20 protein-coding genes are annotated in these 24517 nt (G+C 53.9%); 10 read left to right on the forward strand and 10 right to left on the reverse strand.

The features are described 5' to 3' along the window. Positions 1-210: 210 nt before the first annotated feature. Complete coding sequence (gene asnS, locus IP581_RS07865) at positions 211-1611, reverse strand: asparagine--tRNA ligase (RefSeq protein ID WP_086871928.1); 1401 nt, start codon at positions 1609-1611, stop codon at positions 211-213. Between the two features lie 159 nt (positions 1612-1770). Continuing rightward, positions 1771-2973 carry a nicotinate phosphoribosyltransferase gene (pncB, locus tag IP581_RS07870; protein ID WP_193822198.1) on the reverse strand — a complete coding sequence of 401 codons (1203 nt, stop codon included), beginning with the start codon at positions 2971-2973 and terminating at the stop codon, positions 1771-1773. A gap of 263 nt (positions 2974-3236) precedes the next feature. Between pncB and pepN the strand changes: the two genes are divergently transcribed. Then, entirely contained in the window at positions 3237-5849 is a 2613-nt protein-coding gene (pepN, locus tag IP581_RS07875) for an aminopeptidase N (protein WP_193822199.1), read from the forward strand. Positions 5850-6056: 207 nt separating this feature from the next. Here pepN and ssuB read toward each other — a convergent pair whose 3' ends face one another. From ssuB to ssuE, 5 genes are read right to left on the reverse strand one after another with little or no spacing between them, the layout of a single operon-like run. Then, positions 6057-6833: an aliphatic sulfonates ABC transporter ATP-binding protein gene (gene ssuB / locus IP581_RS07880; RefSeq protein WP_097400200.1), complete on the reverse strand. Its 777-nt coding sequence runs from the start codon at positions 6831-6833 to the stop codon at positions 6057-6059. Continuing rightward, positions 6830-7618: an aliphatic sulfonate ABC transporter permease SsuC gene (gene ssuC / locus IP581_RS07885; RefSeq protein WP_086871934.1), complete on the reverse strand. Its 789-nt coding sequence runs from the start codon at positions 7616-7618 to the stop codon at positions 6830-6832. The genes ssuB and ssuC overlap by 4 nt, the downstream gene beginning before the upstream one ends. Positions 7619-7626: 8 nt before the next feature. Next, positions 7627-8772: an FMNH2-dependent alkanesulfonate monooxygenase gene (gene ssuD, locus IP581_RS07890; RefSeq protein ID WP_193822200.1), complete on the reverse strand. Its 1146-nt coding sequence runs from the start codon at positions 8770-8772 to the stop codon at positions 7627-7629. Further along, positions 8769-9740, reverse strand: coding sequence for a sulfonate ABC transporter substrate-binding protein (locus IP581_RS07895; RefSeq protein ID WP_193822201.1), 972 nt, complete (start codon positions 9738-9740; stop codon positions 8769-8771). Before IP581_RS07895 ends, ssuD begins: the two co-directional genes overlap by 4 nt. Continuing rightward, complete coding sequence (ssuE, locus tag IP581_RS07900) at positions 9733-10308, reverse strand: NADPH-dependent FMN reductase (RefSeq protein ID WP_097400197.1); 576 nt, start codon at positions 10306-10308, stop codon at positions 9733-9735. Before ssuE ends, IP581_RS07895 begins: the two co-directional genes overlap by 8 nt. A 247-nt stretch (positions 10309-10555) precedes the next feature. Here ssuE and pyrD point away from each other — a divergent pair, with 247 nt between their 5' ends. Both pyrD and zapC read left to right on the forward strand, forming a co-directional pair. Next, a complete protein-coding gene (gene pyrD, locus IP581_RS07905) occupies positions 10556-11566 on the forward strand; it encodes a quinone-dependent dihydroorotate dehydrogenase (protein WP_193822202.1) in 1011 nt (336 codons plus the stop codon). A gap of 168 nt (positions 11567-11734) precedes the next feature. Next, the gene (zapC, locus tag IP581_RS07910; RefSeq protein WP_097400195.1) at positions 11735-12277 is read left to right on the forward strand and encodes a cell division protein ZapC; all 543 of its coding nucleotides are present in this window, start codon (positions 11735-11737) and stop codon (positions 12275-12277) included. Here the strand turns inward: zapC and IP581_RS07915 are convergent. Then, positions 12274-13383, reverse strand: a complete 1110-nt coding sequence (locus IP581_RS07915) for a YcbX family protein (RefSeq protein WP_193822203.1) — start codon at positions 13381-13383, stop codon at positions 12274-12276. The two genes, zapC and IP581_RS07915, sit on opposite strands and share 4 nt — an antisense overlap. Positions 13384-13482: 99 nt before the next feature. On the opposite strand from IP581_RS07915, the gene rlmKL reads away from it, so the two are divergent. The 6 genes from rlmKL to rmf all read left to right on the forward strand — a co-directional run bounded on the left by rlmKL (position 13483) and on the right by rmf (position 21411). After that, positions 13483-15591: a bifunctional 23S rRNA (guanine(2069)-N(7))-methyltransferase RlmK/23S rRNA (guanine(2445)-N(2))-methyltransferase RlmL gene (gene rlmKL, locus IP581_RS07920; protein ID WP_193822204.1), complete on the forward strand. Its 2109-nt coding sequence runs from the start codon at positions 13483-13485 to the stop codon at positions 15589-15591. A gap of 12 nt (positions 15592-15603) precedes the next feature. Further along, positions 15604-17511 (forward strand): ABC transporter ATP-binding protein, encoded by a 1908-nt coding sequence (locus IP581_RS07925; protein ID WP_193822205.1) that lies wholly within the window; start codon positions 15604-15606, stop codon positions 17509-17511. A gap of 11 nt (positions 17512-17522) precedes the next feature. After that, positions 17523-18791 carry a membrane integrity-associated transporter subunit PqiA gene (gene pqiA, locus IP581_RS07930; protein ID WP_086871951.1) on the forward strand — a complete coding sequence of 423 codons (1269 nt, stop codon included), beginning with the start codon at positions 17523-17525 and terminating at the stop codon, positions 18789-18791. Then, entirely contained in the window at positions 18781-20421 is a 1641-nt protein-coding gene (gene pqiB, locus IP581_RS07935; protein WP_193822206.1) for an intermembrane transport protein PqiB, read from the forward strand. The genes pqiA and pqiB overlap by 11 nt, the downstream gene beginning before the upstream one ends. Further along, positions 20418-20990: a membrane integrity-associated transporter subunit PqiC gene (pqiC, locus tag IP581_RS07940; protein WP_086871955.1), complete on the forward strand. Its 573-nt coding sequence runs from the start codon at positions 20418-20420 to the stop codon at positions 20988-20990. Before pqiB ends, pqiC begins: the two co-directional genes overlap by 4 nt. Before the next feature lie 253 nt (positions 20991-21243). Then, on the forward strand, positions 21244-21411 hold the full coding sequence (gene rmf, locus IP581_RS07945; protein ID WP_017456222.1) for a ribosome modulation factor: 168 nt from the start codon (positions 21244-21246) through the stop codon (positions 21409-21411). A gap of 70 nt (positions 21412-21481) precedes the next feature. Here rmf and fabA read toward each other — a convergent pair whose 3' ends face one another. Beyond that, on the reverse strand, positions 21482-22000 hold the full coding sequence (fabA, locus tag IP581_RS07950; protein ID WP_086871957.1) for a bifunctional 3-hydroxydecanoyl-ACP dehydratase/trans-2-decenoyl-ACP isomerase: 519 nt from the start codon (positions 21998-22000) through the stop codon (positions 21482-21484). Positions 22001-22069: 69 nt separating this feature from the next. Then, positions 22070-23830, reverse strand: coding sequence for an AAA family ATPase (locus IP581_RS07955; RefSeq protein ID WP_097400188.1), 1761 nt, complete (start codon positions 23828-23830; stop codon positions 22070-22072). 182 nt (positions 23831-24012) lie between these two features. On the opposite strand from IP581_RS07955, the gene matP reads away from it, so the two are divergent. After that, positions 24013-24465, forward strand: a complete 453-nt coding sequence (gene matP, locus IP581_RS07960) for a macrodomain Ter protein MatP (RefSeq protein ID WP_020457269.1) — start codon at positions 24013-24015, stop codon at positions 24463-24465. Positions 24466-24517: the final 52 nt, after the last annotated feature.

A 24517-nucleotide genomic window follows, 5' to 3' on the forward strand; every position in this document is an offset into this window, starting at 1 on the left:
TGCTGTGCGTATTTTAACCAAAAGTGCTAATTAACAGGCTGACATATTCCGCAATAAACGGTTCGGGTGATTTATGTACAGAAGTATTTCTGGTGTAAAAAGGTGCAAAGAAGGGTAAAAATGCGGTGGCTCAACTGATGGGCTGTTAATAAATGTTGACGGGCGTCACATAAATGAAAAAGGCCAGCGATAACGCTGGCCTTTAGAACATCAGAATGTTGCGGAGCGCGGCGTACGCGGGAAGGGGATCACATCACGCACGTTCTGTACGCCGGTTACGTAGGCAATCAGGCGTTCAAAGCCTAGACCGAAGCCGGAGTGCGGTACAGTGCCGTAACGGCGCAGATCGCGATACCACCAGTAGTCTTCTTTATTCAGCCCCATTTCTGCCATGCGGGCATCCAGGACATCAAGACGCTCTTCACGCTGAGAACCGCCGATGATTTCACCGATACCCGGCGCCAGCACATCCATCGCCGCCACGGTTTTACCATCTTCGTTAAGACGCATATAGAACGCCTTAATATCTTTCGGGTAGTTTTTCACCACCACTGGTGCTTTGAAGTGTTTCTCGGCCAGGTAACGTTCATGTTCGGAAGCCAGATCTACGCCCCAGTAAACCGGGTTCTCGAACTTCTCACCGCATTTTTCGAGAATAGCGACCGCATCGGTGTAATCAACCTGGGCGAAATCTGCCGCGATGAAACGTTCCAGACGGCCAATCGCGTCTTTATCCACGCGCTCTTCAAAGAACTTCAGGTCATCCAGACGCTCTTCCAGCACCGCTTTAAAGGCGTATTTCAGCATCGCTTCAGCCAGACGGGCGTTATCGTCGAGATCGGCGAAAGCGATTTCCGGTTCCAGCATCCAGAACTCAGCCAGATGGCGGCTGGTGTTGGAATTCTCCGCGCGGAAAGTCGGGCCGAAGGTATAAACCTTGGACAGGGCGCAGGCATAGGTTTCAGCATTCAACTGGCCGGAAACGGTCAGGAAGGCTTCTTTGCCAAAGAAATCTTTATCAAAATCGACTTTACCTTCCGCTGTACGCGGCAGGTTTTCCATATCCAGCGTGGAGACGCGGAACATTTCGCCGGCGCCTTCGGTATCCGACGCGGTGATAAGCGGCGCAGACACCCAGAAGAAACCTTGTTCGTCGAAGAAACGGTGTAACGCCTGCGCCAGCGTGTGGCGAACGCGCGCAACCGCACCAATCAGGTTGGTACGCGGGCGCAGGTGAGCCACTTCGCGCAGATACTCAATACTGTGGCGTTTTGCCGCCATCGGGTAGGTATCTGGATCTTCAACCCAGCCGGTGACTTCGACAGATGTCGCCTGAATCTCCAGGCTCTGGCCTTCGCCCGGTGAGGCCACGACTTTACCGGTCACAATCACCGAGCAGCCGGTGGTCAGACGCAGCACTTCATCATTGTAATTGGGCAGAGAATTATTAATAACGGCCTGTACAGGATTAAAGCAGGAGCCGTCATAAACGGCGAGGAAGGAGATACCAGCTTTAGAATCTCGGCGGGTGCGTACCCATCCGCGTACGGTGACTTCACTGTCAACGGCAACACGGCTATGGAATACGTCGGCTACAGGCACAACGCTCATAATATTCTCTCTGTTAATAGTCGGAAAAAATAAACACTTGTCCGCCCGATTAGGGGGGATATCTATGTTACCTGGCGTACGCCATCAGACAAGCAGAATTAGCAGGAACAATTAATAAATTATTGGCAAAAAAGAAGGGAGCCTCCAGGCTCCCTGCTATTAACTGGCTTTTTTGACCTGCGGCAGGTCAAACGCTTCGCGTAAGGCGCGGACAAACGCCTTGTCATGGCAGATGGTTTTTCCGGGGCTGTCAGATAATTTCGCCACCGGTTTTCCGTTGCACTCAACGAGTTTGATAACAATATTCAGCGGTTTTACGCCGGGAATATCACACGTCAGGCGTGTCCCGATACCAAAGCCCAGCTTGACGCGATTGGCAAAGTGGCAATAGAGATCCAGCGCTTTATTCAGATCGAGATTATCCGAAAATATCAGCGTCTTCGACAGGGGATCGATGCCGAGTTTCTCATAGTGAGCAATCGCTTTTTCGCCCCATTCCACCGGATCGCCAGAATCATGGCGCAGGCCCTGGTAGCGGGTTGCGAATTCCGGACCGAAGTCACGTAAAAACGCATCCATCGTAATGCAGTCTGTTAACGCAATCCCCAGTTGGTTTGGATACTCTGCAAGCCAGGCCGCGAGCGCCGCGCGCTGGCTGGTGGCCAAATCGGGGCTGATCTGTTGGTGCGCCTGGAACCATTCATGTGCCTGGGTACCCATGGGCGTCAGTGACAGGCGACGGGCCAGATCATAATTGCTGGTGCCGATAAACCATGGTTCTTGTTGCAACCGCTCGACTATCGCTTGCTGCACATCGCGGGAGAAACGACGCCGCGTGCCGAAATCCATCAGACGGAAACCGGACATATCTATTTGCGCGGTACGCGTAGCGAAATCCGCCAGTTTTTCTTCCAGATGCAGCAGAGCCTGCTGAACACCAGTCTGTGGCGAACGGCAGCGGTGAACCACTTCACTGATCACTGCCAGCAACGGCACTTCCCACATGATCACTTCGCGCCATGGGCCGGAAAGGCTGATATGCAGTTTGCCGTTGTCATTGGTAATCGTGACCTGGCGCGGGTCATAACGAAAATGACGTAGCCAGTTAAGGTAGTCAGGCTGGAAGAAGGGGAGGCTGGACAGCCACAGATACTCGTCATCTTGCAGACGCAACGACTGCATGGCGTCGACCTGTTCGCGGACGGCATCGGCATAAATACCGAGCAGGTCATCACCGCGACAGCGGAATTCGGCTGTGACATGCACGTCATAATAGTGGTGGAACACCGCTTGCTGCATATGCAGCTTGTAAGCGTCGGTATCCAGCAGCGTTTGCAGACCAGAGAAAGCGAGTTGAGTCATGGTGCGCAGTAGCATCCTCTTACAGGAGCGTTTAGTACAATAAACAAAGCAGGTAGTCGCTGGAGTATACCTTGTTTACCAGGTTATTGAACCCTGATCACACCATAACGTGCTGGATGGGTCGATGGCATTTCGTGCCTCCTGTTATAAAAATGTAGCAGACAGAGCTTTTCCCTCTGAAAAGATGAAGATTCTGCGTGGCGCGTTTGCGGCAACCGGAATAGACTGGAGTCGTAACCAACAGAAGATGCTAAAGGTTTTTTATGACACAACAGCCACAAGCCAAATACCGCCACGACTACCGTGCGCCGGACTACCTGATTAGCGATATTGACTTGACCTTTGACCTTGACGCCGCCAAAACCGTCGTCACGGCGCTGAGCAAAGTGTCACGCCATAGCGCCTCTGCTGCGCCGCTACGCCTGGACGGCGGCGAACTGACCCTGATTTCCATTCACGTAAATGATGAGCCCTGGACCAACTATAAAGAAGAAGGCTCCCAGCTGGTGATCGATGGCTTGCCAGAGCGTTTTACCTTGCGCATTGTGAATGAGATAAGCCCGGCCGCGAACACCGCGCTCGAAGGGCTATACCAGTCCGGTGAAGCGCTGTGCACGCAGTGCGAAGCGGAAGGCTTCCGCCATATTACCTGGTATCTTGACCGCCCGGATGTGCTGGCGCGCTTTACCACCAAGCTGATTGCCGATAAAACCCGCTATCCGTTCTTGCTCTCTAACGGCAACCGCGTTGATCAGGGCGAGCTGGATAATGGCCGTCACTGGGTGCAGTGGCAGGATCCGTTCCCGAAACCCTGCTATCTGTTTGCGCTGGTCGCCGGGGATTTCGACGTCCTGCGCGACACCTTCACTACCCGTTCCGGGCGCGAAGTGGCGCTGGAGCTGTATGTCGATCGCGGCAACCTTGATCGTGCGCCATGGGCGATGACCTCGCTGAAAAACTCCATGAAATGGGACGAGCAGCGTTTCGGCCTTGAGTACGATCTCGACATCTACATGATTGTCGCTGTCGACTTCTTCAATATGGGCGCGATGGAAAACAAAGGGTTGAACATCTTCAACTCGAAATACGTGCTTGCCCGTACCGATACTGCCACCGATAAAGACTACCTTGATATCGAGCGCGTCATTGGTCACGAATACTTCCATAACTGGACCGGTAACCGCGTAACCTGCCGCGACTGGTTCCAGCTCAGCCTGAAAGAAGGCCTGACCGTATTCCGCGATCAGGAGTTCAGCTCCGATCTGGGTTCCCGTGCGGTAAACCGCATTAATAACGTGCGCACCATGCGCGGTATGCAGTTCGCCGAAGACGCCAGCCCGATGGCGCACCCGATCCGCCCGGATAAAGTCATTGAAATGAATAATTTCTACACCCTGACGGTGTATGAAAAAGGCGCGGAAGTAATTCGCATGATGCATACGCTGCTTGGCGAAGAGAACTTCCAGAAAGGGATGCAGCTCTATTTTGAGCGTCATGATGGTAGTGCGGCGACCTGCGACGATTTCGTGCAGGCCATGGAGGATGCGTCAAACATCGATCTGTCGCATTTCCGCCGCTGGTACAGCCAGGCCGGTACGCCCGTGGTGACGGTGCATGATGATTACAACCCGAACACCGAGCAATACACGCTGACCATCAGCCAGCGCACACCGCCGACCGCCGAACAGCAAGAGAAACTGCCGCTGCACATTCCGTTCGATATCGAACTGTACGATAACGAAGGTAAAGTGATCCCGCTGCAGAAAGACGGGCACCCGGTACATAACGTCCTCAACGTCACGCAGGCGGAACAGACTTTTATCTTTGATAACGTCTATTACCAGCCGGTGCCGTCGCTGCTGCGTGAATTCTCCGCGCCGGTGAAACTGGAATATAAGTGGAGCGATCAGCAACTGACTTTCCTGATGCGCCACGCCAGTAACGATTTCTCTCGCTGGGATGCGGCACAAAGCCTGCTGGCAACACACATTAAACTGAACGTTGCGCGCCACCAACAGGGCCAGGCGCTGTCGCTGCCACTGCATGTCGCGGATGCCTTCCGTGCGATCCTGCTGGACGAAACGATTGATCCAGCGCTGGCCGCGGAGATCCTGACGCTGCCGTCGGCAAATGAGATCGCCGAGCTGTTTGAAACTATCGATCCGATCGCCATATCCGCAGTACGTGAAGCACTGACGCGCACGCTTGCCACCGAACTTGCTGATGAGTGCCTGGCGGTGTACAACGCACACAAACTTGATAGCTACCGCGTTGAACATGCGGATATCGGCAAACGTTCTTTACGCAACACGTGCTTGCGTTACCTGGCGTTTGGCGATGCGCAACTGGCAGACAAACTGGTGAGCCAGCAGTATCACGACGCTGATAACATGACGGATGCCCTGGCGGCGCTCTCTGCAGCGGTTGCCGCGCAACTGCCGTGCCGTGATGCGCTGATGCAAGAGTACGATGACAAATGGCATCACGACGGACTGGTGATGGATAAATGGTTTATCCTGCAGGCCACCAGCCCGGCGGAAGATGTGCTGCAAACGGTGCGCAACCTGTTGAAGCATCGCTCGTTCTCACTCAGCAACCCGAACCGCATCCGCTCGCTGATTGGCGCTTTCGCCGGCAGCAACCCGGCGGCGTTCCATGCGCTGGATGGCAGCGGTTATCAGTTCCTGGCCGAGATGTTAACTGAGCTGAACAGCCGTAACCCGCAAGTGGCATCGCGTCTGATTGAGCCGCTGATCCGCCTGAAACGCTATGACGCTAAACGTCAGGCGATGATGCGTGCGGCGCTGGAGCAGTTAAAAGCGTTGCCGAACCTTTCCGGCGATCTGTACGAGAAAGTCAGCAAAGCGCTGGCGTAATGAAAATGCCGCCTTCACCGAAGGCGGCACTGTTTTCCCCACAAAGGGCACGCCGAAACTGTAATAAGCAGCGCCTGCCAGTCTGTTATTTAATCCCAAAGCCAACCGGGCAGAACTCAATCCGGTTGATGATCGCGCCGACAGAGCGTGGTTTTCAGTAAGCAATAAGCCTTAACGGGCGCGACCTGTGCCGGTTACTACAGAGCATTAAGCGTGGCGAGTATGCGGTAACGGAACGGTTTCCGACTCGCCGCGTTTCATCACCCGGTTCAATACTTCCGCTTCCAGCTCCGCCAGCCTTACCGAACCCAGGCGACGTGGACGCGGCAGATCGATGGCTAAGTCCAGCCCGATTTTTCCTTCTTCTATTAACAGTACGCGATCCGCCATCGCCACCGCTTCACTGACATCATGTGTCACCAGCACCACTGTGAAACCGTGTGTCTGCCATAACTGTGTGATGAGCGCCTGCATCTCCAGTCGGGTTAATGCATCCAGCGCACCTAACGGTTCGTCGAGCAGCAGCAGCCCCGGTTGATGTACCAGCGCCCGCGCCAGCGCGACCCGCTGTTTCTGGCCGCCGGACAACGCCGCAGGCCACTCGCTGGCTCGCTGCTCCAGCCCGACCGCGCGTAACGCATCCTGTGCGGCCTCGCGCCAGCGGCCTTTCAACCCTAAACCGACATTATCTATTACGGATTTCCATGGCAGGAGCCGGGCATCCTGAAACATCATTCGCGTGTCATTTTGAATATTCGCCAGCGGTGTACTACCCGCTAACAGCTCTCCGGCATTGGCGGTTTCCAGCCCGGCCAGCAGGCGCAGCAATGTGCTTTTGCCTCCGCCGCTGCGACCTACCACGGCGACAAACTGCCCGGCGGCAATATGCAGATCCAGCCCGCTCAGCACGGTGTTATTGCCGTAATGCTTACTCACGCCATTTAATAACAGCGGGATCCCCTGAGTGAGTCGCGCAGTATTCATGCTGTTGCCTCCTTCACGTGATAAGCGGGATGCCAGCGCAGCCACAGGCGCTCCAGCAATTGCGCACTGACATCGGCGAGTTTACCGAGCAGGGCATAGAGGATGATGGCGACCACCACGACATCCGTTTGCAGGAACTCTCTGGCGTTCATCGCCAGGTAGCCAATCCCGGCGTTAGCGGAAATCGTCTCCGCCACAATCAGCGTCAGCCACATCAGGCCGAGCGCAAAGCGTACCCCGACCATAATCGACGGCAGAGCGCCGGGGAGGATCACATGAGCAAAGAGCGCAAAACCGGACAAACCGTAGCTGCGCGCCATCTCCAGTAACCCGCGGTCGATATTACGAATGCCGTGCCAGGTATTGATGTAAATGGGGAACAACGTGCCAAGTGCAACAAGAAAAATTTTCGCGCTCTCATCGATACCAAACCACAAGATAACCAGGGGGATCAGTGCCAGATGCGGCACATTGCGCAACATCTGGATCGAGGTATCCAGCAGACGTTCTCCCCAGCGCGACAACCCGCTAATCAGCCCGAGCGTCAGGCCAATGCTGCCGCCGATCGAAAAACCAATCACCGCACGCCAGGAGCTGATCGCCAGGTGTTGCCACAATTCACCGCTCACGCTTAATGTCCAGAACGCTTCCAGCACACCCTCCGGTGAGGGAAGGATGCGTGTGGAGAGCAAACCGGTGGAGGAGGCGATTTGCCATACCACCACAATCCCCGCCGGCAGCAGCCAGGGGGCAATGCGCAAGAGCCATCTCTTTTCTGCCGCCATAATTTGCCTCAGCTTTGCGCCACTTTTCGGGGAATAAACTCGTTCGCCACGGTTTCGCCCTGCGGTTGCAATGGCTGTGGCTGCGGAATTTGCGGCACCGTGACATCAAGGTGTGGGAACAGCAGTTCGCCGACACGATATGCCTCTTCCAGGTGCGGATAACCGGAAAGAATAAAACTGTCGATACCAAGCTCAGCGTATTCATTGATTCTTGCCGCGACGGTCGGGCCATCGCCCACCAGCGCGGTTCCCGCGCCGCCGCGTACCAGCCCAACGCCAGCCCACAGGTTGGGGCTGATCTCCAGCTGATCGCGCTTGCCGCCATGAAGCGCCGCCATCCGCTGTTGACCGACGGAATCCTGGCGAGAGAAGGCGGCCTGCGCTTTAGCAATCGTGGCATCATCCAGATGGGCGATCAGGTTATTCGCTGCCTGCCAGGCTTCTGCATTCGTTTCCCGGACAATCACATGCAGACGAATACCGAAGCGCACTTTACGTCCGTGGGCGGCGGCTTTGGCGCGTACCTGTTCAATTTTTTCTTTTACCTGCGCTGGCGGCTCGCCCCATGTCAGATAGAGGTCTACCTGCTCAGCGGCCAGATCTTGTGCCACATCGGACGATCCGCCGAAATAGAGCGGCGGTCGCGGTTGCTGCACCGGCGGGAAAAAGAGTTTCGCGCCACGCACATGAATATGTTTACCCTCGAAGTCTACAGTGTCGCCTTCCAGCAGATGACGCCAGACGTGAGTAAATTCGGCAGAGGCTTCATAACGCTGCGTATGATCGAGAAATACGCCGTCTCCGGCCAGTTCCTGCGGATCGCTGCCGGTCACCAGGTTAAACAGCGCCCGTCCGTTGGAGAGCCTGTCCAGCGTGGCCGCCTGGCGCGCAGCGACGGTCGGCGAGGTGACGCTGGGGCGCAGGGCGACAAGAAACTTTAACCGCTGTGTCACCGGGATAAGTGAGGCGGCGACCAGCCACGCGTCTTCACAGGAACGCCCGGTGGGGATCAGCACGCCGCTGAATCCTAAACGATCCGCTGCCTGCGCGACTTGTTGTAAATAAGCATGATCTACCGGGCGCGAGCCGTGGTCCGTCCCTAAATAGTGACCATCGCCGTGGGTGGGTAAAAACCAGAACAGATTTAAGCTCATGACTTGGCTCCTTGATTGGCCGGTTGCCAGATACGGGTGCGAATATCGACTTTTTTCGGTAGTAAACGGTTTTCATAAAAGAGATCGGCCGTTTGCTGTTGCAGTGCGGCGGTGGTGTCGTCGACTGGCGAAATTTTGGTTGGCGGGCGGTGATCGAAATAGCTGGCAATCACCGGCTGAGGCAACCCCAACGTTTTGGCAAACAGCGCGATGCTTTCGTCACGCTGGCTAAGGGTTAACGCGTCGGCTTCGCTAAAGGTATTCAGAACGCCCTGAATAAATGCACCGTTTTTTTCCGCATAGGGACGCGAAGCTAAATAAAACGAACCGGTCTGTTTCAGCGTGGTGCCGTCTTTTAATACGCGCACGCCACCCTGAAGCAGGGCCGCCGAGTAGTAAGGATCCCAGATGGCCCACGCATCAACGTTACCTTGCTGGAACGCGGCACGTGCATCTGCTGGGGTCAAAAACACCGGCTGGATATCGCTGAATTTCAGCCCGGCCTGTTGCAGAGCACGCAGCAGTAAATTGTGTGAACTGGAACCTTTCTGAAAAGCGACTTTGTGTCCTTTCAGATCGGCAACCGTTTTAATCGGGCTATTTTGGGCAACAAGGATCACTTCTGCTTTCGGCTTTGGCGGCTCAACGCCGACATACAGAAGATCCGCGCCTGCGGCCTGGGCAAAAATCGGCGGAATATCGCCCGTACTGCCGAGATCAATACTGCCAATATTCAGCGCTTCCAGCATTTGTGGGCCTGCCGGGAATTCCGTCCAGGTGATTTTGGTGTTCGGGTAGCGTTTTTCCAGCAGTGCATGGCTTTTTGCCAGCACCATGCTGACGCTGCCTTTCTGGTAACCAATACGCAAACTTTCCGGTGCCGGTTCGGCGGCCTGCGTCCAGGCGGAAAGCGTCAGTAAACCGCTTAACGCTAACCATTGCGCGCGGTTTTTGAACAGATTAAACATGCGCGACTCCTTGCGGCAGGTGGAAATCCGGTGCCTGAATATCCCGGCGGTGCAGCGCTTGCCAGAAAGTTTCCAGCGCTTTATCCAGACGGGTTTGCAGGTTGGGCGTCAGACTGGGCTTGTGCTGATAATCCAGCACCTGGCTATCGTCGGCGAAGACGCCATGCAGGATCTCTTGCGCTTTCAGCGCGCTGAGCACCGGCTTTAGCGCGTAATCCACCGCCAGCATATGCGCCACGGTGCCGCCAGTGGCCAGCGGCAACACCACTTTGCCCTCCAGTGCCCGCTCGGGCAGTAGATCGAGCAGCGTTTTCAGGGCGCCGGAGTAAGCCGCTTTATAGATCGGTGTGGCGACGATTAAGCCATCGGCCTCGTTAAGTTGCCCTATAAATGTTTGCAACGCGGGGCTATCAAAGCGGGCATAGATGAGATCCTCCGGCGCGAAATTTTGCAAATGCCAGTGACACACTTCGATATCCTGCGCATTCAGGCGCTCGCGGGCATACTCCAGCAACGCGCTGGAGCGGGAGGGAAAGCGCGGGCTTCCGGCCAGGGTGACAACTCTCATAATTGCTCCTTATAACCAATTGTTTGCTTTTAGATAACATTCATAACAATTTAAGGCAGTGTGGCAGAGTCGATTTATTCCACTAAATGATTTATTCGATGAAAATATGCTGAAATTTGCATAAAGGAGAGTGATGAGAGAAAACGATTGCGTCGAATCGCCTTTTTTTGCCGCAGGTCAATTCCCTTTCACCGGGTAATCGCAGATAATACGCCCCCGGTTTGCAACCGGGAATCCAGGAGAGTTCATGTACTACCCCTTCGTTCGTAAAGCCCTTTTCCAGCTCGATCCAGAGCGCGCTCATGAATTAACGTTCCAGCAATTGCGCCGTATTACCGGCACGCCTTTTGAAGCCCTTGTGCGTCAGCGTGTACCGGAGAAACCGGTCAAATGCATGGGTCTGACCTTTAAAAACCCGTTGGGGTTAGCGGCCGGGCTGGATAAAAATGGTGAGTGCATTGATGCGCTGGGTGCGATGGGGTTTGGCGCCATCGAAATCGGTACCGTGACGCCGCGCCCGCAGCCGGGTAATGACAAGCCGAGGATCTTCCGCCTGGTGGAGGCTGAAGGGCTGATCAACCGCATGGGCTTCAATAATCTTGGCGTCGATAATCTGGTTGAGAACGTGAAGAAATCGCACTTCGACGGTGTCCTGGGCATTAATATTGGCAAGAATAAAGACACGCCTGTCGAGCAGGGTAAAGATGACTACCTGATTTGTATGGAAAAAATCTATGCCTATGCCGGTTATATCGCCATCAATATTTCCTCACCAAATACGCCCGGTTTACGTACATTACAATATGGCGAAGCGCTGGACGATCTGCTTACGGCAATTAAGAATAAGCAAAACGATCTGCAAAATGTGCATCATAAATATGTTCCGGTAGCCGTAAAGATCGCACCAGATCTTTCTGAAGAGGAATTGATCCAGGTAGCCGATAGTTTAGTTCGCCACAATATCGATGGCGTTATTGCCACTAATACCACGCTGGAAAGATCGCTGGTGCAGGGAATGAAACATTGTGACGAAACGGGTGGTTTAAGTGGCCGTCCGTTGCAATTAAAAAGCACGGAAATTATTCGGCGGTTGTCGCAAGAATTAAACGGACGCTTGCCGATTATTGGCGTAGGCGGCATCGACTCGGTGATAGCGACTCGCGAGAAAATTGCCGCCGGTGCGTCACTGGTGCAAATTTATTCGGGCTTTATTTTTAAAGGCCCACCGCTGATTAAAGAAATCGTTACCCATATCTAATCTTTTATCCCTTCCTGTGTAACCAGGGCTTTATTTCCCGCCCTGGTTGTTTTATATTCCACCACTGTTGCTAATTTAAACATTTTAGTCTTTTATTATTTAGGTAATAAACGAGGCGGCAAACAGGATGAAAAAACGACAGGATGTTTAGGGGAAGGGGAGAGGAAAATGCGAATTAAACCTGACGATAATTGGCGCTGGTATTTTGATGATGAGCATGATCGCATGATGCTCGATTTAGCCAATGGCATGTTATTTCGCTCTCGTTTTGCCCGTAAGATGCTGACACCAGACGCTTTCTCGCCGTCTGGTTTTTGCGTTGATGATGCTGCGCTTTATTTCTCCTTTGATGAAAAATGTCGCGATTTGCCGTTATCCAATGAGCAACGCGCTGAACTGGTGCTTAATGCGCTGGTAGCGATTCGCTTCCTCAAGCCGCAAATGCCGAAAAGCTGGCACTTTATGACGCATGATTCCCAGTGGACGCCAGTTACGGGCGAAGGCGCTTGTGTCTGGCTGAGCGATACGCAGGAGTGTGTGAATCTGCTGGTGGTCGAACCGGGTGAAAATGCCGCGCTGTGTCTGCTGGCGCAACCCGGAGTGGTGATTGCCGGGCGCACCATGCAACTGGGCGACGCGATTAAAATTATGAACGATCGCCTCAAACCACAGTTGCATACCAACGCCATCCAGCTCGAACAGGCGGTTTAAGCCTCCAGTCGCAGCGATGTTTTCGGCACACAGCTACAGCAGAGAATTGAACCATCCGGCGCAACCGCTGATTTCTTCAGCGCACTAACTTCACCTTCCATTACGCGGATCCGGCAGCAGCCGCAAATCCCCGCGCGACAAGAGTAGGGCACGCGAATCCCCTGGTTCTCCAGCTGTTCCAGCAACACTTGTTGGTTATTCCCGCGAAATGTTTGGCCTTGCCAGTTAATTTCCACTGTGCCTGCGGGTTGCGCATCCTGTTCTACAGACTCTTCGACTGCGCCTGCGCCGTATGTTTTCGCGGGCGCTGTTGCCAGCACGGCTACCTCATCGCCGACGCGAATCACACCACTGTTACGGGCAATCAGGTTTTGGCCAAAATCGACGGTGCCATTGTCCTGCGCAGTGCGAAAACGCTGTAAGGTCGCGAGCGGTTCACCGGCAGGGTGTTTTTGCCCGCGCTCCGGGCTGACAGTGGTAAACACACACCGGCTGCACGGTTTCACGACGTCAAAAACCACCTCGCCGATACGCACCACTTTCCAGCTGTCCTCTTCCCAGGGCTGCGCGCCCGTTACCACCAGGTTGGGGCGAAACTGCTCCATTTTCACGCTGGCCGGACAACGGTTTTGTACATCACGCAGCGAGGCTTCGTTCGCCAGCAGATACGGAAAGCCATCGGCGAAAGATAACGGCACATCCTCGTGGTGTTTGACGCGGCGAGTTAATTCAGGCCCAACCCAGCGCAATTGCACCTCGCGGGAAAAAAAGCCGCTCATCCAGCGGTTAATCTCTTCGGGCGCGATAAGTGCAGTAAAGTGATTGCCCCACACTTCTGTGGGTGCGGCGTCGGGCGCAAAATCGGCAAAGCGAATCACCGCGCTGCTGCCATCCGGTGCGGTCAAGTGCAAACCATCGGTTAACGGTGAAGGCGTAAAGCGCACCATCTGCGGATACTGCCGTGCGGTAATAAAAGTGCCATCGGGTTGCGTGACCATAAAAACACGGTCAAAAGCGAGGCCGCTGATATCGGCAAGTGCATGCGTCAGGCCGATACCGCGCATGGATTTTACCGGATGAATAAAAAGACGTGAAAGCGTTGGCACGTCTTCCCCCTGTCTGATGAAAATTAGCCCTCAACTTTATGACATGAACGCCAGATTAGCTATAATGCGCAACAATTTTCGTTGAATGTAAGTGACATTATGATTTCTCTGTTTGCCAGTACGGCCCGCGGGCTGGAAGAGCTGTTAAAAACTGAACTGGAAAAACTCGGCGCTGTGGAGTGCCGCGTTGTTCAGGGTGGTGTCCATTTTGAAGGGGACACGCGGCTCCTGTACCAGAGCCTGATGTGGAGTCGTCTGGCTTCGCGCATTATGCTGCCGCTCGGGGAGTGCAAGGTTTACAGCGATCTTGATCTCTACCTCGGCGTGCAGGCGATCAACTGGACAGAGATATTTAATCCGGGCGCCACCTTTGCCGTCCATTTTAGCGGCCTGAACGATGAAATCCGCAACAGCCAGTACGGCGCGCTGAAAGTTAAAGATGCGATCGTCGACAGCTTTACCCGCAAAAACCTGCCGCGTCCGAATGTGGAACGTGAGATGCCAGACCTGCGTATTAACGTCTGGCTGAACCAGGATACAGCGAATATCTCCCTTGATCTGAGTGGTGAAGGTTTGCACCTGCGCGGTTACCGCGATCGCACCGGGATGGCGCCGATCAAAGAAAACCTGGCCGCCGCGATCGTGATGCGTTCTGGCTGGGAGCCAGGCACCCCACTACTCGATCCGATGTGTGGTTCCGGGACACTGTTGATTGAAGCTGCGATGGCGGCGACCGATCGCGCGCCGGGTCTGCACCGCGGCCACTGGGGTTTTGGTGGCTGGGCGCAGCACGATGACGCGTTGTGGCAAGAGGTGAAAGCCGAAGCGCAAACGCGTGCGCGTGCGGGGCTGGCAAATTACGCATCCCATTTTTATGGTTCAGACAGCGACGCGCGCGTTATCGATATCGCCCGTAAAAACGCCCGCCGTGCCGGGATTAGCGAGTTGGTAACGTTTGAGGTGAAAGACGTTGCTGAGCTGAGCAACCCGCTGCCAAAAGGCCCGTATGGTACGGTGATCAGTAACCCGCCGTATGGTGAGCGTCTGGAAAGTGAACCGGCGCTAATCGCGCTGCACAGCCTGTTGGGGCGTCTGCTGAAAGCACAATTTGGCGGCTGGAATCTGTCATTGTTTAGCGCCTCCGTTGATCTGCTGAACTGCCTGCAATTGCGCGCTGAGCGCCAGTTCAAAGCGAAAAACGGTCCGCTGGACTGCGTGCAGAAAAATTACCATCTGGCGGAAAATACCGGCGAAGCGAAAGCGCCGGCAATGGCGGAAGATTACGCGAATCGCCTGCGCAAGAACGTGAAAAAGCTGGAGAAATGGGCGCGTCAGGAAGGTATCGAATGCTATCGCCTGTACGATGCCGATCTGCCGGACTACAACGTCGCGGTCGATCGCTATGCCGACTGGGTGGTGGTGCAGGAGTATGCCGCGCCGAAAACGATTGATGCGCAAAAAGCACGTCAGCGCCTGTTTGACATCATCGCCGCCACCATTCAGGTGCTGGGAATTGCGCCAAACAAACTGGTGCTAAAAACCCGTGAACGGCAGAAGGGCAACAACCAGTATCAGAAGATGAATGAAAAGGGTGATTTCATGGAAGTGAGCGAATATAACGCTCGCCTGTGGGTCAACCTGACCGATTATCTGGATACCGGTCTGTTCCTCGATCACCGTATCGCGCGCCGTATGCTCGGCCAAATGAGTAAAGGCAAAGATTTCCTGAATCTTTTCTCTTATACCGGCAGCGCCAGTGTGCATGCCGGTCTGGGCGGTGCGCGCTCGACGACAACAGTTGATATGTCACGTACCTATCTGGAGTGGGCCGAGCGCAACCTGCGTCTTAATGGCCTGAGCGGTCGTGCACATCGCCTGATTCAGGCCGACTGCCTGGCGTGGCTGCGCGATACTGATGAGCAGTTCGACCTGATCTTTATCGATCCGCCGACCTTCTCTAACTCCAAGCGTATGGAGGACTCTTTTGATGTCCAGCGCGATCACATGCGCCTGATGGAAGATCTGAAGCGTCTGTTACGTAAGGGCGGCACGATTATGTTTTCCAATAACAAACGCGGTTTCCGTATGGATCTCGACGGGCTGGCGAAACTGGGTCTTAAAGCACAAGAAATCACCCAAAAAACGCTGTCGCAGGATTTTGCCCGCAACCGTCAGATCCACAACTGCTGGCTGATTACCGCAGCCTGAAAGGATAAATAAATGTCATTAATCAGTATGCATGGCGCGTGGCTGTCATTCAGCGACGCGCCGCTTCTCGATAATGCTGAACTGCATATCGAAGAAAACGAACGCGTGTGCCTTGTTGGGCGTAACGGCGCGGGAAAATCGACGCTGATGAAGATCCTCAACCGGGAAGTTAACCTGGACGATGGTCGCATTGTGTATGAACAAGATTTGGTGGTCGCGCGCCTGCAGCAGGATCCGCCGCGTAACGTTACCGGCAGCGTCTACGATTTTGTCGCTGAAGGGATTGAAGAGCAGGCCGAGTATCTCAAGCGCTACCATGAGGTTTCTCATCTGGTGATGAGCGATCCGAGCGATAAAAATCTCGCCGAGTTAGCGCGCGTGCAGGAGATGCTGGATCACCACGGTTTGTGGCAACTGGAAAATCGTATCAACGAAGTGCTGGCGCAGCTTGGGCTGACGGCTGATATGTCGCTTTCTGCCCTTTCCGGCGGCTGGTTGCGTAAGGCCGCGCTGGCGCGCGCGCTGGTGAGCGGCCCGCGCGTACTGCTGCTCGACGAACCGACCAACCACCTCGATATTGAAACTATCGACTGGCTGGAAGGGTTCCTGAAATCTTTCGGCGGCACCATTATCTTTATCTCCCACGATCGCTCGTTTATTCGCAATATGGCGACACGTATCGTCGACCTCGATCGCGGCAAGCTGGTTTCCTATCCGGGCAATTACGATCAGTATCTGCTGGAGAAAGAAGAAGCCCTGCGTGTGGAAGAGCTGCAAAACGCGGAATTCGATCGCAAGCTGGCGCAGGAAGAGGTGTGGATCCGCCAGGGTATCAAGGCGCGTCGTACGCGTAACGAAGGACGCGTGCGCGCGTTAAAAGCAATGCGCCGCGAGCGCAGTGAACGCCGTGAAGTGATGGGCAGCGCGAAGATGCAGGTGGAAGAAGCCTCCCGCTCGGGCAAGATTGTTTTCGAGATGGAAAACGTTAACTATGGCATCGACGGCAAAGTGCTGGTGCGCGACTTCTCCTCGCAAGTGCAGCGCGGCGACAAAATTGCGCTGATTGGTCCGAACGGGTGCGGTAAAACCACTTTGCTGAAGCTGATGCTTGATCAGCTGAAAGCCGACAGTGGACGCGTCCATGTGGGGACTAAGCTGGAAGTGGCCTATTTCGATCAGCACCGCGCCGAACTGGATCCGGATAAAACGGTGATGGATAACCTTGCTGAGGGTAAACAAGAGGTGATGGTGAACGGCAAGCCGCGCCACATTCTGGGTTACCTGCAGGACTTTCTGTTCCATCCGAAACGGGCGATGACGCCGGTACGTGCGCTTTCTGGCGGGGAACGCAACCGACTGTTGCTGGCGCGTTTGTTCCTGAAACCCAGCAACCTGTTAATTCTCGATGAACCGACCAACGACCTGGATGTTGAAACGCTGGAGCTGCTGGAAGAGCTTATCGACGCCTATCAGGGTACGGTTCTGCTGGTGAGCCACGATCGTCAGTTCGTTGATAATACCGTGACCGAATGCTGGATCTTCGAAGGTGACGGCCAGATTGGTCAGTATGTTGGCGGCTATCACGATGCCCGTGGTCAACAGGCTGCTTCGCAGATGCAAAAGCAGGACGCCGTGAAAAAAAGTCTGGAAGCGCCGGTCGCCAAAGCAGAAACTGTCAAACGCAACAGTAACAAACTAAGCTATAACCTGCAGCGTGAACTGGAACAATTACCGCAAAAGCTGGAACAACTGGAAGCACAACTTGGAGATTTGCAAGCGCAGGTCGCCGATGCCAGTTTCTTTAGTCAGCCGCACGACCATACGCAGAAAGTCTTAGCCGATATGGCTTCGGCGGAGCAAGCGCTTGAGGAAGCGTTTGAACGCTGGGAGTATCTGGAGGCTCTGAAAAACGGCGCATAAAGGGAGCCTGTATGTGTGAACACCACCACGCCACTCGCCACATTCTCTGTTCGCAATGTGACATGCTGGTGGCGTTACCGCCGCTGCAACATGGACATAAAGCGGCTTGCCCGCGTTGTGGGACAACGCTTACGACCGAGTGGGACGCGCCGCGGCAGCGTCCCACTGCTTATGCTATCGTCGCGCTGTTTATGTTATTGCTCTCCAACCTTTTTCCCTTCGTAAATATGAAAGTGGCGGGCGTTGCCAGTGAGGTGACGCTGCTGGAAATTCCTGGCGTCATGTTCTCGGAAGATTATGCCAGCCTCGGCACTTTCTTTCTGTTGTTCGTGCAGTTTGTGCCGGCGTTTTGCCTGGTGACGATCCTGCTGTTGGTTAACCGCGTGCCGATGGATTTTCGCCTGAAAATTGGTCTGGCCCGTGTGTTATTCCAGCTTAAAAGCTGGGGAATGGCAGAAATTTTTCTCGCCGGAGTATTGGTGAGTTTTGTCAAACTGATGGCCTATGGCGATATTGGCATTGGCAGCAGTTTCATTCCCTGGTGTCTGTTCTGTCTGTTGCAACTGCGGGCGTTTCAGTGTGTAGATCGCCACTGGCTGTGGGACGACATTGCGCCAGCGCCGGCTGTTGCGCAGCCGCTACATGTCGGTGTTCCGGGTATACGGCAGGGGCTGCGATCCTGCCCTTGCTGTACGGCGATAGTCGCGATTGACCAGCCGGTTTGCCCACGCTGCCATACGCACGGCCATGTGCGTCGGCGCAACAGTATTCAGTGGACGCTGGCGCTGCTGATGACCGCCATCATGCTCTATCTACCCGCCAATATTCTGCCCATCATGGTGACCGATCTGTTGGGCGACCGTATGCCGTCGACTATTCTGGCCGGGGTGATTTTACTGTGGAGCGAGGGGTCGTATCCGGTCGCGTTAGTGATTTTTATCGCCAGTATTATGGTGCCGACGCTGAAAATGATTGGTATCGCCTGGCTGTGTATTGATGCAAAAGGGCACGGAAAGCGCGATTGCGAACGCATGCATTTTATTTATGAAATAGTGGAATTCGTTGGGCGCTGGTCAATGATCGACGTGTTTGTTATTGCCGTACTGTCTGCGCTGGTGCGGATGGGGGGGCTGATGAATATTTATCCTGCGATGGGTGCGCTGATGTTTGCGCTGGTCGTTATTATCACGATGTTTGCGGCAATGACTTTCGATCCGCGTCTGAGCTGGGATCGCGAGCCACAAACGCACCATGAGGAGTCGTTAAAGCATGGAGAATAAGAGTGGGGAAGCCAGGGTGCAAAAGGTAAGAAACTGGTCACCGGTGTGGATTTTCCCGATTGTGACGGCGCTGATTGGTGCCTGGATCCTTTTTTATCATTACAGCCATCAAGGTCCGGAAGTCACCCTAATCACCAATAACGCCGAAGGGATTGTCGGCGGCAAAACGACGATTAAAAGTCGCAGTGTGGATGTCGGCGTGGTGGAGAGCACGACGCTGACCGATGACCTTACGCATGTGGAGATCAAAGCGCGGCTGAATTCCGGCATGGAAAAGCTGCTGCATAACGACTCGGTGTTCTGGGTGGTGAAACCGCAAGTGGGCCGCGAAGGTATTAGCGGGCTTGGCACGTTACTTTCTGGTGCCTATATCGAGCTTCAGCCCGGTATGAAAGGCAATGCGCCGGAGCGCTATAGCTTACTCGATTCGCCACCGCTGGCACCGCCGGATGCGAAGGGCATCCGCGTGATCCTTGACAGTAATAAAGCGGGGCAATTAACGCCAGGCGATCCGGTGTTGTTCCGTGGCTATCGCGTGGGTTCGGTGGAAACCAGCACCTTTGATACGCAAAAACGGACCATGAGCTATCAGCTATTTATTAATGCGCCGAACGATCGGCTGGTGACCAGCAATGTGCGCTTCTGGAAAGACAGCGGCATTGCCGTCGATCTCACCTCTGCCGGGATGCGCGTCGAGATGGGGTCGCTGACGACGCTGTTCGGCGGCGGTGTCAGCTTCGATGTGCCGGAAGGCCTGGATTTGGGGCAGCCGGTGGCGGAAAATAGCGCCTTTAAGTTGTATGACGATCAGCGCAGCATTCAGGACTCGCTATACACCGAACACGTCGATTATCTGATGTTCTTTAAAGATTCGATCCGGGGCTTGCAACCCGGCGCGCCGGTTGAATTCCGCGGCATCCGCCTTGGTACCGTGAGCAAGGTACCGTTCTTTACGGAAGGTATGCGTCAGGCGCTGAATGATGATTATCGTATTCCGGTTCTGATCCGTATTGAGCCGGAACGTCTGGCGAATCAACTGGGTGAAGATCCGGATATGAGCGCGCATCTCAATGAGCTACTGAAGCGTGGTCTGCGTGGTTCGTTGAAAACCGGCAATATCGTTACCGGCGCGCTGTATGTCGATCTCGACTTTTACAATAATGCGCCAGCGATCAGCGGCATGCATGAGTTCGCTGGCTATCCAATCATCCCGACAGTGAGTGGCGGACTGGCGCAGATCCAGCAACGGTTAATGGACACGCTGGACAAAATCAACAACTTACCGTTGAACCCGATGATCCAGCAGGCGACGAGCACGCTATCTGAAAGCCAGCAAACGCTCAAACGTCTGCAAACGACGCTGGATAACCTCAACAAACTGACTGCCAGCCAGTCGATGCAGCAACTGCCCGCAGATATGCAAAGCACGCTACGCGAGCTCAACCGTAGTATGCAGGGCTTCCAGCCGGGTTCCGCCGCTTATAACAAAATGGTGGCGGATATGCAGCGCCTCGATCAGGTATTGCGTGAACTGCAACCAGTGCTGAAAACGCTCAACGATAAGAGCAACGCGCTGGTATTTGAAGCGAAAGGGAAACCCGATCCGCAGCCGAAGAGGGCAAAAGAATGAAAAAGAGCGCATTAGCAATACTGGCGCTGTTGCTGACAGCCTGCAGTAGTGGCGGTGATAACAAAAGCTACTATCAGCTGCCTTCGCCGGCTCAGGTGAAGGCGCAGGCGATGGCCGGGCAAAACCAGGGGAATCGTCAGTTATGGGTTGAGCAGGTTTCGGTCCCTGATTTTCTCGCAGGAAATGGCGTGGTGTACCAAACCAGCGATGTGCAGTACGTCATTGCAACGAACAATTTGTGGGCCAGCCCGCTCGATCAGCAACTGCGTAACACGCTGGTGTCCAATCTGAGCAATCAGCTGCCGGGCTGGGTGGTTGCCTCGCAGCCGTTAGGAAGCGAACAAGATACGCTAAACGTAACCGTAACCGGTTTTCATGGCCGCTATGATGGGCGCGTGATTGTAAGCGGTGAATGGTTGCTCAAGCATCAGGGGCAACTGATCAAGCGCCCTTTCCATATCGAGCTCAAACAGCAGCAGGATGGCTATGATGATATGGTGAAAATGCTGGCACTGGGCTGGCAGCAAGAGGCTGTCAGTATTGCAAATGCGTTAAATCGCCTGCCATAAGTAAATCGAAAGTCTAAAAAAACCGCCATAGACAAAATTTATGGCGGTTTTTTTATGTTTGGGTACAAACCATTAGTTGTGCTGGCTCACATTTTTTGTACAAATGAACTTTTGTGTAGCTCACATTTATGACACTGGCGTGAATTTTGCGCATTGACGACAAAGTCTATTCAAGGTATTTGTGACCTGTGGTTGCACATTAAGTGACCACTGTTTTCTTTTCCACCAGATCAAATAATGAGGGAAACGAGGCATGAAGAGACAAAAACGCGATCGCCTGGAACGGGCACATCAACGTGGTTATCAGGCTGGTATTACCGGGCGCCCGAAGGAAATGTGTCCCTACCAAACCCTGAATCAAAGGTCCGAGTGGCTGGGAGGCTGGCGGGAGGCCATGGAAGACAGGGCAGTCATTGCCTGATTCTGTCTCTTTAAAAAAGAAACCTCCGCATTGCGGAGGTTTCGCCTTTACTGGGGTAAGTAACCCGGTATCAGAAATTAGACGTATCCTGGAACAGACCTACTTTCAGGTCGGCAGCGGTATAGATAACGCGGCCATCAACCAGCACTTCACCATCCGCCAGGCCCATAATCAAACGACGGTTTACAACGCGTTTAAAGTGAATACGGTAAGTCACGGTTTTCGCCGTTGGCAGCACCTGGCCGGTGAATTTCACTTCGCCTACGCCCAGCGCGCGGCCTTTGCCTTCGCCGCCGAGCCAGCCCAGGTAGAAACCAACCAGTTGCCACATTGCATCGAGGCCGAGGCAGCCTGGCATCACCGGGTCGCCAATGAAATGGCAGCCAAAGAACCACAGATCCGGGTTGATATCCAGCTCAGCTTCAACATAGCCTTTATCGAAGTTACCGCCGGTTTCAGTCATTTTGACCACACGGTCCATCATGAGCATATTCGGTGCCGGCAATTGCGGGCCTTTTGCACCAAACAATTCGCCACGAGCAGAGGCAAGAAGATCTTCTTTTGTATAGGATTCGCGTTTATCTACCATGTTCTCAGTAAGCCTTATTTATAGTTTCGGACGCAGGATAGCTAACACGTGTACGCTGAACAAGTCCGATCAGTTTCGGATAAACCAGTTCAACCAGCGAAGCGGCCACGGGAAGCGATGGCGCGCATCCTGTTGTGTTGCCTGCGCGATACGTTCCAGGATGAGTTGCTTAAGGGTGTTTTGCCCTTCGGCATCCCACGGCAAGCCCGTTAATAAGGGTAGCGCATCCATCATGTCATCTACTGCCCAGATGAAAAATTGCTGCGCCTGGATAGCATCCAGAAGTTCCTGATGCAGACAGAGATGGCGCACATTTGCCGAGGGGATAATCACTCCTTGTTTGCCAGTGAGCTGTCGCTGCTGGCAAATAGCGAAGAAGCCTTCGATTTTTTCATTCAGCCCGCCGACCGGTTGGGAGCGACCAAATTGATCCACCGAACCGGTGATAGCGATGCTCTGGTTAAGCGGAACTTCAGACAGCGCGCTGATTAATGCACACAGTTCAGCCATTGATGCGCTGTCACCGTCGACTTCGCTGTACGATTGTTCAAAAGTCAGTGAGGCGGAGAAGGGGATCTGTTGTTCCAGTTCCAGTTCCGCCATCAGAAACGCTTGCATGATCATCATGCCTTTGGCATGGATATTACCGCCCAGCTCAGCTTTGCGTTCAATATCGTTAAACTCGCCATCGCCAACATGTACCACACAACTGATTCGCGAGGGTTCGCCAAAGGCACGTGGATGTCCTGGAAACTCAATAACGGACAGCGCATTGATCTGACCGATGCGTTCTCCTTCGGTTTCGATCAGGATTTGTTCAAGCAAGATCTCATCCTGCATGCGTTCCGCGAGGAAACCTTCTCGCCACTCTCGCTGAGCAAGCATTGTCTGGAACTCTTCCCCACTAAAGGTTTCATCGGCGGACATCGCCGCTACTTCTCGCAGTTGTCGTGACAACCACATGGGGCAAAGCGGTAATGTTTCCTGATCGCCTGTATAGCGTACAGCTTCGCGAATGAGCTTTGGCCATGCATCGGCTGCAGGGGCAGGTAAGTGCGCATCGCGTGCGGTTTGCTCGACCCATTGACGCCATATGGACATTGTTTCGGCATCGGCAATTTGCAGCGTTTCTTCATATTCGCTGTAAATAGCCTGCGACGCGAGTTCCGGCTCCATTTCCTGGAAATCCGCCAGTGATTCACGTTCCCCCACCAGGATCACTTTAAGATCCATTGGCATGGAGGGCACAATGACGGGCAAGGGGCGCGATTCATCAAAGGAAACCCAATCAAAACGGCGCTGCGTTATCATGGTTTTCAGGCGCATCCACAGCAACGGTTGTGCGAGCAAAGTTCGCAAGGAAATTATCAACACCCCACCGTTTGCCTGATGGACGAGGCCGGGTTGCAGCGTGATTTCCTGATTAAACTGGCGAAGGCAGCCGAAAAGCTGTTCTGCCTCTACCCAGTCGGCGATTACGGTAGGTTTGTTGCCGATAAAATTTGCATGGGCATCAGTTGAAGGCTCAAAGCGAATCGCCGAACCGTTGACATGATATTGGCCGCCAGAAAATGGGCGGGCTTCAGGAATGAGCATCTCTGTGGCGCTGGCGATAAGCGCAAGATATTCGGCTTCTTCTGGCGCTTTAGCCAGCAAAAAGCGTGACGTCGCCTGCGGATAGAGCAATTGCTCCAGCGCGTACTGTAATCGGGGTTGTGTATCGGCCAGGGAGAAGTCTGTTTCGCGGGTTAATTCGGACGATTCAAACACTTCCTGATAGCAGGTGGTATCAGGAACCAGGTCGTTCCATTCAAGTTTTGTAATGGTCAAAGTCGTTTTTTTAGTCTGATGTCAAAGGCGCGATTATACCGTAAACGCTCGTACAGCACACTTTGATTACACGCTTTCGGGACACGAACGCGATTGACCTAATCGAGGTCGCGATTTCTTTTCAGCAGAGTTGGAAAAAACTGATATTCTGAACTGAGTTACACGGTCACGTTGAGAGCGCAATGAAATATCAACAACTGGAAAATCTCGAAAGCGGCTGGAAATGGAAGTATCTGGTAAAAAAGCATCGTGAAGGGGAATTAATCACGCGCTATATAGAAGCCAGTGCCGCTAAAGATGCGGTCGATTTATTGTTGACACTCGAAAATGAACCCGTACAGGTCAACGACTGGATTGTACAGCATATCAATCCGTCATTGATTAACCGGATGAAACAAACTATTCGCGCCCGCCGCAAGCGGCATTTCAATGCCGAACATCAGCATACGCGTAAAAAATCGATCGACCTGGAATTTGTGGTCTGGCAGCGTCTGGCTGGGTTAGCGCAGCGCAGAGGGAAAACGCTTTCCGAAACGATTGTGCAACTGATCGAAGATGCTGAACACAAGGAGAAGTATGCATCTCAGATGTCCACGCTGAAACATGACCTGCAGGCATTACTTGGGAAAGAATAGATGTGAATTTCCCTTGCCTATATTTGCTGTATTTCAGGCAATAAAAAACCCC

The organism is Kosakonia pseudosacchari (genome assembly GCF_015167415.1).
Lineage (GTDB): Bacteria > Pseudomonadota > Gammaproteobacteria > Enterobacterales > Enterobacteriaceae > Kosakonia > Kosakonia pseudosacchari.

What these genes read in the sequence shown, in the direction of transcription:
- asnS (WP_086871928.1), bottom strand. Translation starts at nt 1,611, where the DNA reads ATGAGCGTTGTGCCTGTAGCCGACGTATTCCATAGCCGTGTTGCCGTT.
- pncB (WP_193822198.1), bottom strand. Translation starts at nt 2,973, where the DNA reads ATGACTCAACTCGCTTTCTCTGGTCTGCAAACGCTGCTGGATACCGAC.
- pepN (WP_193822199.1), top strand. Translation starts at nt 3,237, where the DNA reads ATGACACAACAGCCACAAGCCAAATACCGCCACGACTACCGTGCGCCG.
- ssuB (WP_097400200.1), bottom strand. Translation starts at nt 6,833, where the DNA reads ATGAATACTGCGCGACTCACTCAGGGGATCCCGCTGTTATTAAATGGC.
- ssuC (WP_086871934.1), bottom strand. Translation starts at nt 7,618, where the DNA reads ATGGCGGCAGAAAAGAGATGGCTCTTGCGCATTGCCCCCTGGCTGCTG.
- ssuD (WP_193822200.1), bottom strand. Translation starts at nt 8,772, where the DNA reads ATGAGCTTAAATCTGTTCTGGTTTTTACCCACCCACGGCGATGGTCAC.
- IP581_RS07895 (WP_193822201.1), bottom strand. Translation starts at nt 9,740, where the DNA reads ATGTTTAATCTGTTCAAAAACCGCGCGCAATGGTTAGCGTTAAGCGGT.
- ssuE (WP_097400197.1), bottom strand. Translation starts at nt 10,308, where the DNA reads ATGAGAGTTGTCACCCTGGCCGGAAGCCCGCGCTTTCCCTCCCGCTCC.
- pyrD (WP_193822202.1), top strand. Translation starts at nt 10,556, where the DNA reads ATGTACTACCCCTTCGTTCGTAAAGCCCTTTTCCAGCTCGATCCAGAG.
- zapC (WP_097400195.1), top strand. Translation starts at nt 11,735, where the DNA reads ATGCGAATTAAACCTGACGATAATTGGCGCTGGTATTTTGATGATGAG.
- rlmKL (WP_193822204.1), top strand. Translation starts at nt 13,483, where the DNA reads ATGATTTCTCTGTTTGCCAGTACGGCCCGCGGGCTGGAAGAGCTGTTA.
- IP581_RS07925 (WP_193822205.1), top strand. Translation starts at nt 15,604, where the DNA reads ATGTCATTAATCAGTATGCATGGCGCGTGGCTGTCATTCAGCGACGCG.
- pqiA (WP_086871951.1), top strand. Translation starts at nt 17,523, where the DNA reads ATGTGTGAACACCACCACGCCACTCGCCACATTCTCTGTTCGCAATGT.
- pqiB (WP_193822206.1), top strand. Translation starts at nt 18,781, where the DNA reads ATGGAGAATAAGAGTGGGGAAGCCAGGGTGCAAAAGGTAAGAAACTGG.
- pqiC (WP_086871955.1), top strand. Translation starts at nt 20,418, where the DNA reads ATGAAAAAGAGCGCATTAGCAATACTGGCGCTGTTGCTGACAGCCTGC.
- rmf (WP_017456222.1), top strand. Translation starts at nt 21,244, where the DNA reads ATGAAGAGACAAAAACGCGATCGCCTGGAACGGGCACATCAACGTGGT.
- fabA (WP_086871957.1), bottom strand. Translation starts at nt 22,000, where the DNA reads ATGGTAGATAAACGCGAATCCTATACAAAAGAAGATCTTCTTGCCTCT.
- matP (WP_020457269.1), top strand. Translation starts at nt 24,013, where the DNA reads ATGAAATATCAACAACTGGAAAATCTCGAAAGCGGCTGGAAATGGAAG.